The organism is Alteromonas sp. AO-Serp, assembly GCF_017849675.1.
GTDB lineage: Bacteria > Pseudomonadota > Gammaproteobacteria > Enterobacterales > Alteromonadaceae > Alteromonas > Alteromonas macleodii.
The window spans coordinates 17,501-29,100 of sequence record NZ_JAFLMX010000274.1 but is presented as its reverse complement, the minus strand read 5'-3'; the positions used below and the strand labels follow the sequence as shown (position 1 = coordinate 29,100).

9 protein-coding genes are annotated in these 11,600 nt (G+C 45.2%); 6 read left to right on the top strand and 3 right to left on the bottom strand.

Going from position 1 to position 11,600, the window contains the following annotated elements; translation table 11 throughout:
- The 4 genes from QVA83_RS18100 to QVA83_RS18085 form a co-directional block, all read left to right on the top strand.
- A partial coding sequence (locus tag QVA83_RS18100; RefSeq protein WP_287498777.1) for a TonB-dependent receptor plug domain-containing protein occupies nucleotides 1-2,058 on the top strand: 2,058 nt, incomplete at its 5' end.
- Nucleotides 2,059-2,140: 82 nt separating this feature from the next.
- Nucleotides 2,141-2,773: an RNA polymerase sigma factor gene (locus tag QVA83_RS18095; RefSeq protein ID WP_014948766.1), complete on the top strand. Its 633-nt coding sequence runs from the start codon at nucleotides 2,141-2,143 to the stop codon at nucleotides 2,771-2,773.
- Between the two features lies 1 nt (nucleotide 2,774).
- A complete protein-coding gene (locus QVA83_RS18090) occupies nucleotides 2,775-3,830 on the top strand; it encodes a FecR family protein (RefSeq protein WP_156078079.1) in 1,056 nt (351 codons plus the stop codon).
- Between the two features lie 219 nt (nucleotides 3,831-4,049).
- Entirely contained in the window at nucleotides 4,050-6,983 is a 2,934-nt protein-coding gene (locus QVA83_RS18085) for a TonB-dependent receptor domain-containing protein (protein ID WP_287498778.1), read from the top strand.
- Nucleotides 6,984-7,244: 261 nt separating this feature from the next.
- Here the strand turns inward: QVA83_RS18085 and QVA83_RS18080 are convergent, their stop codons facing one another.
- Complete coding sequence (locus QVA83_RS18080) at nucleotides 7,245-7,439, bottom strand: bacterioferritin-associated ferredoxin (protein ID WP_014948769.1); 195 nt, start codon at nucleotides 7,437-7,439, stop codon at nucleotides 7,245-7,247.
- 275 nt (nucleotides 7,440-7,714) lie between these two features.
- Here QVA83_RS18080 and QVA83_RS18075 point away from each other — a divergent pair, with 275 nt between their 5' ends.
- On the top strand, nucleotides 7,715-8,320 hold the full coding sequence (locus QVA83_RS18075; protein ID WP_014948770.1) for a peroxiredoxin: 606 nt from the start codon (nucleotides 7,715-7,717) through the stop codon (nucleotides 8,318-8,320).
- A 73-nt stretch (nucleotides 8,321-8,393) separates the two neighbouring features.
- Here QVA83_RS18075 and rnt read toward each other — a convergent pair whose 3' ends face one another.
- Nucleotides 8,394-9,029: a ribonuclease T gene (gene rnt, locus QVA83_RS18070; protein ID WP_156078080.1), complete on the bottom strand. Its 636-nt coding sequence runs from the start codon at nucleotides 9,027-9,029 to the stop codon at nucleotides 8,394-8,396.
- 341 nt (nucleotides 9,030-9,370) lie between these two features.
- Here rnt and QVA83_RS18065 point away from each other — a divergent pair, with 341 nt between their 5' ends.
- On the top strand, nucleotides 9,371-10,243 hold the full coding sequence (locus tag QVA83_RS18065; protein WP_014975986.1) for a flagellar protein MotY: 873 nt from the start codon (nucleotides 9,371-9,373) through the stop codon (nucleotides 10,241-10,243).
- 37 nt (nucleotides 10,244-10,280) lie between these two features.
- Here the strand turns inward: QVA83_RS18065 and glpQ are convergent, their stop codons facing one another.
- On the bottom strand, nucleotides 10,281-11,477 hold the full coding sequence (glpQ, locus tag QVA83_RS18060; RefSeq protein WP_156078081.1) for a glycerophosphodiester phosphodiesterase: 1,197 nt from the start codon (nucleotides 11,475-11,477) through the stop codon (nucleotides 10,281-10,283).
- Nucleotides 11,478-11,600 lie beyond the last annotated feature (123 nt).

The following is an 11,600-nucleotide window of genomic DNA, read 5'->3' as shown; positions in this document are numbered from 1 at the left end:
ATTGCTGGGGTAATTAACTTCGTACTTAACGATGCGTCAGAAGGCGGTACATTTGAAGCCCGTTACGGCTCTTACTACGAAGGCGACGGCGACATGATTCAAATGTCGGGTAACGTAGGTCTTCCGCTTTCTGACAAAGGTTTTATTAACCTTTCAGCTGAATACCGTACTGCAGACGACACATCTCGAAGTGTACAGCGTGCAGACGCTGCTGCATTGATAGCGGCTGGGAACACTTTTGTAGCAGATCCTGCGCAAATTTGGGGCTCACCTGAGATCAAACACGACATCAAACTTTTCGCTAATGCAGGTATAGAGCTTTCTGCTACCTCAGAAGCTTATATGTTTGGTAACTACGCCGAGCGTGAGGTTGAAGGTGGTTTCTACTTCCGTAACCCACACAATCGTGGTGGTGTGAACGATGGTGGTACAAATGAAGATGGCGAGCAACTACTGCTTGTTGGTGATTTAACCGGTGATATGTCAGGTAACTGTCCAACCGACATCGTAGTTGGTGATAACGTACTAGAGAACCCGCGTTATATTAACGAAGTTCAGAACAACCCTGACTGTTGGGCGTTCAACGAAATGCTGCCAGGTGGTTTCACGCCTCGTTTCGGTGGTACGGTTACAGATATGTCGCTTGTCTTTGGTACGAAAGGCGAACTTGACCACGATATTACTTATGACGTGAGCTTGAACCTTGGCCAAAACGAAGTTGACTTTGCTATTAGCAACACCATCAACCCGTCTTTAGGTCCAGAAACACCTACAGAATTTAGCCCAGGTCGCTATACGCAGTCTGAGCAAACCCTTGATATTGATTTCACTAAGCCGTTCGATGTTGGTTTATATGAACCACTATTCGTGGCAACTGGATTCCAATATCGCAACGAAAGTTATGAGAGCTTTGCAGGTGATACTGCCTCTTATGAAATAGGTCCGCTGGCGACACAAGGCTTTGGCATTGGCTCAAATGGTTTCCCTGGCTTGGCGGCCAATAGCCAAGGTCGTGTGTCCCGCAACAACATCGCACTGTACATTGACGCAGAAGCGTATATCACTGAAAACTTCATGTTAGCCGGTGCGCTACGTTATGAAGACTTCTCTGATTTCGGTGACACAACGAAAGGTAAGATTGCTTTCCGTTGGCAAGCACTTGAGAACATCGCTTTCCGTGGTGCGTTCTCAACAGGCTTTAAAGCACCTACCCTTGGTCAAAGCAACGTGCGTAACGTAACTACCGCGTTTGGTACAGGTGGTGAACTTATTGACCGTGCAACACTGCCTCCGACAGATCCAGTGTCTCAACTTAAAGGTGGTGAGCAGTTAACGCCTGAAGAGTCAGAAAGTATCACGTTTGGTGTGGTAGCCGATTTCGATAATGGTCTATTCATTACCGCAGACTACTACAACATTGAACTGACTGACCGTATCAGTACTGCCTCTGGTATTGCGCTGACTGAAGAAGACATTGCCACGCTGCTTGAGCAAGGTATCAACGATGCGTCTAGCTTCTCTGAAATCAGCTTCTTCACTAACGACTTCGACACCACCACCGAAGGTGTAGACGTAGTAGCGAACTATTCGATGGATATGATGGGCGGTGAAACTAAGTTCTCACTTGCATATAACTGGACGTCTACAGAAGTTGACCGCGCGTCGGATAATATCTCTGATTTCCGTATTCGCATGCTAGAAGATAACCTTCCAGCGGTACGTTACAGTGCAACAGCTAACCACACTAATGGCGACTGGCGCTTCCTTGCGAGAATGAACTACTACGGTAGCATCTTCGAAGATCACCTAGACTCTGCATTGCCGATTGACAAAGTAGGTTCTGAAATTACGTTCGACTTTGAAGTGGCATATAACTTCACTGAAGAGTTCACGGTAACTGTTGGTGCTAAGAACGCGTTTGATGAATACCCTGACGAAAACAACACTGATGCAGGTGGTATCACCTACGCACAGATTGCAGGTTCAGCGTATCCGACAACATCACCAATTGGTATAAACGGTGGCTTCTACTACCTAAGAGGTGTTTACACTTTTTAATAGGTAAGCAATTACCTATAAACCAAACTTTCACTTAATGTTTCAAAGTTAAGGGGGCATTAGCCCCCTTTTATTTTATTAGGTGAAAAAGAACGAAAAAGCAGGCATTATTGATGCCAATGTAAGCAAATCGAAACACACAACATTTAATATTATGACGAGAAAGTCGACAGTAGCTGAAACCTTTTTAAAATACCGCTCAAAGCTAATGCGTGCGGTAGGTTCTATTGTTGGCGCCGACGACATTGAAGACATCGTGCAAGAAGCTTTTATTAAAAGCTACGAAGCAGAGTTAAAACAAGAAATACAGTATGAGCGTACCTATATGCTCAAGACAGCGCGTAATCTAGCGCTGAACCATGTTGCGAAAGCTGAAAACAAAAATAAGCAGCAGCTCGATGACATGGATATTTTGCCTTATGAGCTTGTAGGGCACAGTTTAGAAAAAAATGTAGAAAGCAAAGAGCGTTTTATTCATTTTTGCCGAGCGACAGATACACTGTCTGCTGATGTAAAACGCGTATTTTTGCTGAAAAAAGTATATGGCATGCGACAAAAAGAGATTGCAGAGCTTGTGGGGCTAAGCGAAAGCACCGTTGAGAAGCATGTCGCCAAAGGTTTAATGATGTGCTCTAGGTACTTAGCCGAGCTGTCAAAGGACAGTGCATCCCCCCGTGCCACTGCTAACGCGACTCAGGACATAAGCCGTAGTTAACATGAATAATATTCGCCAGTTTTCAAGCAAAGAAGATATCCAAGAGCAAGCATGCTTATGGATAAGCCGTCTCGATCGCGGCTTAAACAGTGACGAAAAGACGGAGCTAGATGCTTGGTTGTCGGAAAGTAATGCGCATCGTCAAGCTTTGCTCGACGCCGCTAGCTTGTGGGACGACATGTCGGTATTAAATGAATTGAGCGGTTTATTCCCGCAGCCAACCTCTCGTCAGTCGTCGAAAAAACGCAATATGCCTAAAGCAGCGGTTTGGGGCATTGCGGCCACATTTTTAGTGATGGCAATAGCTGTTGGGGTAGTGGTTCAGCGCACGTGGCTAAATAGCACCCCTGAATTCGCAGCGGTAACACAAAAGGTACAAACCGGTGTTGGCGAACAGAAAAACGTGACGCTAGCCGATGGCTCTAAACTTCATCTAAATACAAACTCTGTCGTTACCGTAGACTTCTCATCAACGGCGCGCAATATCGTTTTATTGAAAGGGGAGGCACACTTTGAAGTGGCTCACGACACGTCTCGCCCGTTCTCTGTGACTGCGGGCAACAACACCGTTACCGCTGTTGGAACTGCTTTTAATATGCAATATGTGGATGATAATGCGTTTGAGTTAGTGGTTACCGACGGAAAGGTATTGGTGAAAGATCGCTTTAAGGCTTCATCCTCAAATGAGTCGCTCTTCACGAAACGTCCTGTTGCTGAAGAAGGACTTCTCATGTTCGCAGGTGAAAAAGCCACAGTGCAAGGTAAAGTGGAAGCTCGTGAAAGCATGTCTCAAAATGACATTGATGACGATTTAGCGTGGCAACAAGGTATGATTGTATTTAAAGGTGAGCCGCTAGAGGCCGTATTAGCTGAGATTGGCCGCTATACACCCGTTCGCTTTAACATTTCGGACGAAAGTTTGCGCAAGCGACGTGTAGCGGGCTACTTTAAGGTAGGCGATATAGACGGTTTGTTGTCTGCACTTAAGAGCAGCTTTAACATCAACTACGAGAAAGTCACAGAAACAAGTATTGAGCTTAAGCTAGCGAAAAGTTAAATATTTCTGAAAGATAGGTGCTTTCTACTATTCGTAGTTGGCATCAATTTCTTTAATGTGACAATATAATTAAAATAATAAGCACATCGATTTTATATCTTGCAATACAGCAATTTTGCGATAAGCAGGCAAACCAAAAAGGCAATAGAAAAGCTGCATGCCCTCGCGTGTTCGGCCCAATGCCTTTCGCAAAAAAGAATGTGCAAATTCTCCCGTATCTTGTCCCTCTCGGCACTTCACATAGCGTCCGGCTTTTTTCTTTTCATAGCACCAGCGCCAACGCTTCATGCACAAACAGACAGCCCTTCGCAATCACCCGACCAAACCGAACCAAAATTGGGTGCTTACAGCTTTTCAATACCCGCACAAAATGCTAATGAAGCGCTAACCGAACTAGCTAAACAGGCAAATACCACATTGCTTTTTCCTTTTGATTTAGCAAAAAAAGTGAAAACAAACGCATTGGAAGGTACGTTCACACTGAATGAAGCGCTGGCACAGCTTCTTGAAGGAACAGAATTGGCGGTAGTGACTGATGAAAGCGGTGCGGTAAGTATTCGTTCTCGTTCATCGTTAGTGGCGAAGGAAACACAGACACAAGATACCGAAAAGAAAACAGACGAGGGAGGCAATGGACTTGAAAAAATTGCGGTCGTCGGTACTCGTAACTCGCCTCGAAGTGCTGTTGACTCACCAGTTCCTTTGGATGTGATTGGTTCTGAAACCCTTAACTCACAGGGAAATTCAGACGTGCTTTCTATGTTAAGCGTGATGGTTCCTTCGTTAAACGTAAACGATCAGCCCATCAATGATGCCAGTAGCCTGGTAAGGCCGGCGAACCTTAGAGGCATGTCCTCGGATCACACGCTTTTGCTGCTTAACGGAAAGCGACGCCATCGCTCTGCGGTAATCACGTTTTTAGGCGGAGGTTTATCTGACGGTGCACAAGGGCCTGATATATCGGTTATTCCTGCCTATGCGTTAAAGCAAGTCGAAGTATTGCGAGATGGTGCAGCAGCCCAGTATGGCTCAGACGCCATTGCAGGTGTGATTAACTTCGTACTTAAGGATGCGCGTGAAGGAGGGCATGTTGCGCTGAAAGTGGGCGGATACAGTGAAGGTGACGGCGAACTGTTTCAAGTGCAGTTGAATAAGGGCTTTGCTATTGGAGAAGACGGCTTTTTAAATGCAACGGCAGAGTATCGTCAGCAAAATGGCACGTCGCGCTCTGTACAGCGGATTGATGCGCAGAACTTGATTGACCAAGGGAATGTGTTCATCGCGTCACCGTCCCAAGTATGGGGAGCGCTTGATGTTAACGAAGATATTAAACTTGCGCTAAATGCGGGCGCAGACATTTCGTCTAAATCACAATTTTACAGCTTTGCCACTGCAGCAAGAAGAGAAATAAACGGTGGTTTTTACTTTCGAAATCCGCAAACCCGAGAAGGGGTGTTCAGCCGTACCGACCCAAATACAGGGGAAAGTCGTCTGATTGTAGCCGATCTCGATGGATTGGAAAGTGGAATTGCTTGCCCTTCTATAACCTTGTCCAGCAATAGTGTATTGCTGGACCCCACGTATCAACTTATTGCAGATAACACAACGGCGCTTGGTGCCAACTGTTTTGCTTTCAACGAGTGGTTCCCTGGCGGTTTCACACCAAAATTTGGGGGTACGATAACGGACGCTTCTGTTGCGATGGGCGTTAAACATGAGTTACCTAATGGCTGGGCGATGGATGCCAGTGCGACATTGGGCTACAGTGACATTGAGTACACCATCTCCAATACGGTTAATCCATCGTTAGGGCCACAAACGCCAACGTCGTTTTCGCCCGGTGGTGTGTCGCAAGTAGAGCGAACGCTTAACTTAGATTTTAACAAACTCATTCAAACTATTTTCGACGATCCGGTTAGCATTGCCGTGGGCTTAGAATGGCGCAAAGAAACCTATTTTCAAAAGTCCGGCGATGAAGCGTCATATATTGCAGGCCCTTTCGCTCTAGAGCCGCCACTTGGGTTGAACCAAGGCTTTTCCATCGGTTCCAACGGTTTTCCGGGGTATCAGCCTCAAAGTGCTGGGCACTGGAGCAGAAGCAATTGGGCTGTGTACGCCGATTTGGAATTTTATGTTACCGAAGCATGGCAGTTTGGCGTGGCCACTCGTGTAGAGCATTTCAGTGATTTCGGCTCGACATTCGATGGGAAATTGAGTACTCGCTATAAATTAAATGATATTTTTGCATTACGCGGATCTGTAAACACCGGTTTTAAGGCGCCAACAGTAGGGCAGAGTAATGTTATCAACGTAACAACCGCCTACGGTGTTAACGGTTTGGAAGACCAAGCAACGCTGCCTCCAACTGATCTTATCTCACTGCAACTAGGCGCAACTCCACTTACGCCTGAAGAATCGGTGAACTTTAGCCTCGGGCTTGTTATGCAGGCAAGCGAGAACTTTTTTGCGACGCTCGACTATTTCAATATTCGCCTTTCTGATCGCATTAGTACGACATCTGCAATCCCGTTAACCGACGACGACATTAGTGCGCTTATTGCCCAAGGGCGTCCAGATGCGGCGAAATATAATGCTGCAAAGTATTTTACAAATGACTTTGACACAAAAACTCAGGGTGTTGATTTAGTTGTTAACTACAATTTTGCGCTAGCTGATTGGTCAAATTCTTTACTTCTTGCCTTCAACTGGACAGACACACAAGTAGAGCGGGTTACGCTTTATCCTGCGCAAGTGGGGGACGAAATACGGCTTCTACCTAATCTAACACAGGCAAGAATTCGTATGCTGGAAGATAACTTGCCTGCTCATCGAGGCAGTATCACGCTCGAGCAATCGAAAGGAAATTGGGCATTTACTTGGCGACTTAACTATTACGGTGGGTTTTATGAAGACCATCTTGATGCGTCCGCAGGCATGGACATATACGGCAATGCGTTAACCACATTCGATGCCCAAGTTGCATGGAAAGTACTGCCTCAAACACAAGTTACCCTTGGCGCCCAAAATCTGTTTGATTCGCTGCCTAATGAAAACCCTTTTCAAGGTGAAGTTGGCGCACTCTACCCACCTACATCGCCTAGCGGTATCAATGGGGCTTTCTATTATGCAGGCATTGAGTACACCTTTAACTAGGGCATGCTTCAGCAAAGCTACGTAGTTAAATGGTGCGCTGCACTCATTGAAAGTAAGAAAATGAGCCTAGCTCTGAGTTTGAAAGGACAACAACCTATCGTTTTAGGTGACGATGTGAATGTTACTTAGGTAATTAAACTAGGATATGACTTAGGTCACTTAAAGGAATAATCGTGATAATAAATATGGTGTTTAAAGTCTAGCCAAGGATGCTAAGAGCGATGACATTGCATGTTAAGAATACGCGGGTTGGCTAATTGCCTAGCCAACGTCTTTGAATAGGGACTCATCGACGATAGTTTGGTCAATGATCTGTTGCGCCATGTTGATGCACTTACCGCATTGTGAGCCAAGCTCTAAATGTTGACGTAACTCTCGCATATTTCCCACACCGTTTTCTTCAACCGCTGCGCGAATGCTTTTATCAGTTACCCCATAGCACATGCAAACAAACATTAAACGTACTCCAAATGAATCTGTAAATGATAATAATTGTTATTCTTTGCTTTAGCAAGTGGATAATGACAAATTTAATACAAGGTAATTGAAGAAAGACTGAACAGTGTGGGGGGATGTTAAGCGGTTATTGGTATGATCAGTAAAAAAACTCGTTGTTTAATATTGTTATTTCCATATTCGTACCTATTTTCTTTGAAAGAAATTTCTTATCAAAGTGGTTACGCAACGTAATCACTTCTATTATTACAATCCAAATATAAATGGAGAGACTCATGAGTGTATTAGTTGGCCGTCCAGCACCTGACTTTACTGCAGCAGCGGTACTTGGTAGTGGTGAAATTGTTGACACTTTCACACTAAGTGAAGCAATCAAGGGCAAGAAAGCTGTTGTATTCTTCTACCCACTAGATTTTACGTTTGTTTGCCCGTCAGAGCTTATCGCCTTTGACAAGCGTTTCGACGAGTTCAAAAAGCGTGGTGTTGAAGTGATCGGTGTTTCAATCGACTCTCAGTTCTCACACAATGCGTGGAGAAACACTCCGGTAAATCAAGGTGGTATTGGTCCGGTTAAGTACACCCTTGTTGCTGACGTTAAGCACGACATCTGCCAGGCATACGATGTTGAGCACCCAGAAGATGGCGTTGCGTTCCGTGGTTCATTCCTAATCGACGAAGAAGGTATGGTACGTCATCAGGTAATCAATGACCTTCCACTTGGCCGTAACGTTGATGAAATGCTACGCATGGTTGATGCACTAGCATTCCACCAAGAGCATGGTGAAGTTTGCCCAGCGGGTTGGACTGAAGGTAAAGCTGGTATGGATGCGTCGCCTGAAGGTGTTGCTAAGTACCTATCTGAAGAAGCAGACAAGCTATAAGCTAAACTGTTTAAAGATTATAAAAAAACAGCGCCTTTTGGCGCTGTTTTTGTTTATATCAGTTTGAATAAAACTACTCTTTATTTTCTACAGGCCATCCGCCTAGCGCTTTATAGCGATTTACCATATAGCAAAATAGCTCGGTGGTCTTTTGGGCGTCATACAGCGCACTGTGCGCTTCACTTTGGTCAAATGCGATCCCCGCTGCACGGCATGCTTTTACCAAAACCGTTTGGCCTAAGACCAATCCAGCAAGGCTGGTGGTGTCAAATGAAACAAACGGATGGAACGGCGTGCGTTTTATATTGCAGCGTTCTATCGCGGCATTGACGAAACTCTGATCGAACGTTGCATTGTGAGCAACAATAACTGAACGTTGGCAGTCTGCATTTTTTTGCGCCTTGCGGATGCCTTTACATAAGTCCTTCATGGCTTCGCTTTCTTCAATAGCCCCTCGCAATGCACAATTAGGATCGATGCCATTAAATTCTAAGGCTGCTGGCTCTAGGTTAGCGCCCTCAAAGGGGTCAATGTGATAATGAAAAGTTTGATCAGGATGAAGTATACCGTTTTCATCCATTTTCACCGTTACCGCGGCTAATTCTAACAGGGCGTCAGTGCCTGCATTAAATCCGGCCGTTTCAACGTCGATAACAACGGGAAAGTAACCTCGAAAGCGCTGGGAGAGAAGGGGCGGGTTGGCAGACATAAACACTCTTGTAAGACTCGATTGCGTTAATTGGTTGGTGACTAAAATGCGTACCAACCTGCGAAGCATATTGCGTAAAAGAATTATCGCAAGGATACTCTCGAGTTGCCAGTTGCAATTTATAAACTGTTAAATCAGGGGGCTAGCAAAAGTACAAAACGCGAATGGTATTAAACGCTAAACTTTTCTACAATTTGGACGATAATCAAATTAAGCGTGAAAAAATCATTAGGCACATTTCTTCTTTTTGTGTGAGCTAATTTGATTCATTATGTTCGGTAATTTGTGCACGTAGTGTTGTCTTTTACCTGTGTTAGTCTGATTTTCGTTATGGTGTCGAAATGGTGTCGAAATTAAAATACATCGCTTTATTGGGGATGCTGGGGTCATTGTCTTCCCACGCTGCCATGCGGCAATATTCTGCAACCATAGAAAGCTCCAACTGGCGAATAGACAAAGACACCCGACTTCAGTGTACCTTGAACCACGAACTACCCGGTTATGGCGAAGCCATGTTCACGAGCTCAGCGTCGAAGCAGCTTAATATGGAATTTGAACTGGACATGTATTTGCTGCCAAGCAAATTTGATATGGCTGCTGTTTATTCTGTACCACCTAAATGGATGCCCGGCGTTGCGCCTAAAACCATTGCCGACATGTCTATTCGTAAACAGTACAATGGCGACCTTCCGCAGGATGCGGCTTGGACTATGTTGTCTGAATTAGAAAAAGGCTTTTGGCCCACAATCTATTACCAAGATTGGTATAACAAATACGACCAAGTGAGTGTGGCATTAAACGCTAGCAACTTCTCTGGTGTGTATCGTGAATTTGTGAAGTGTGTATCGAACTTATTGCCCTTCGGTTTTGATGACATTGCCTACACGGTATTGTCGTATCAAAACAACAGTACAGAGCTAACCAAATATTCGCAGAAGCGCTTAACCATGATAGGTGAATACTTAAAAGAAGACAGCGAGCTTGAGCTTGTGCTTCTTGATGGTTACACCGATAGCTACGGCGGTCGCTATAATAATGAACAGTTGTCTATTCGACGTGCTAACGAAGTAAAAAGCTATTTGACTACGCTAGGTGTACCTGAAGATCGAATTCAGTTGACAGGCCACGGTGAGAAACGCCATATTGCGCCAAACGATACGCGAGAAAGCCGCGCCCAAAACAGACGCGTGGTGGTGCGACTTTCAAAATCCTAGGCGCTAATTGTCGCGCCTACACTCGCTTTAAAATGCGTTAGTTTAATTTTTCTCGCCACCTTAATACCGGTACTAAATGATCGGTGAAAACACCGTCAGCACCTACCACCTTGTCTAAAACTTCCAAGACTTGTTCTGAACTCATACCTGCTGGTAGTGCATCATGTCGGTAGGTGTAGGGGTGGATTGTCAGGTTATTTTCGTGGGCGTAGGCAATCCATGCCGCGGCTTCTATTTTTCCCTGAGTCATCGCTTCATTATCGAGTAAGTGGCCTAACCAAGGGCCTATGCCATCGGCATACAACGCAACCTGCTGCATGCCTTCCTGAGTGCGCAGCCAGTTATAATCTGTGTCGCTTTCGCCCCAGTCGTTTTCGCCAATCAGCATCACAACTTTGCCTTTATAGCCCAGGGTTTCACGAACGCGCTTAACTTCGTTAAAATCAAAGCATTGCAGGTAGCTATTACCGCTCTCTCCACCAAACCCGTAAGCATTCAAAGCATCTACAACGATTTTACTGGCATCAACGCCTTCTTTAATGTGAAAGGCAGGGGACTTTACTTCAGGATAAACCCCGACAGACGTTCCAAATTGGCGATTTAGCTCGCTGATTAGCTCAAAGTGTTCATTTAACGTGGCCACTTTAAAATTAGCATGTGTGCCGCGGTACCTATCTTTAAAAACTTGCTTCCCGTCACTGTTAGCGCGCTCGTGTACCCGCAGTTGTCGCAGTTCTTCAAGAGTAAAATCACGCGCGTAATAGCGTCCGTCATCGCGGTGGCGTGCAGGAAACACATCTTCTACATTGGTGACCGTTTCTAAGTGGATGTCGTGTAGCACAACGGGTATGTCGTCTTTGGTGATAACAACATCTTGTTCAATAAAATCAGGGCCCAGAGAAAAGGCGAGGGTAGCTGCTTCAAGGGTATGCTCAGGTAAATAGCCCGACGCGCCGCGATGGGCTATCACGGTAAAGTGCGTTTCAACATTTTCTTTTGTGTCAGCGTGTGTTTGCGCATTCTCGTTATTTGCAGCCATGGCCGATAACGCACTGCCAGCAGCAACTGCACCAGCAAAAGCGACAAACAATGCTGGCAGAATAGTGGCCAGTTTTGCTTTTGGCTTACTGCGCAAGCTTATATTGTGCGCTGCTCGAGGTTTCCGACTTATCGCTGTTCTAGCTTGGCTTTTGTTTTTATCATTTTGCGAAAATAATAAGCGGTTACGTAGCATGTCGTGTCACTCCATGTGGTTTTTCATCGGTTTTTTCCAGTGCCGCACGTTTTCAAGTTGATAGTTTGGCGACTTAAGCGTTCAAATCGCTTCTGTATCTTCAGTTCTTGTTTTTGAACCATT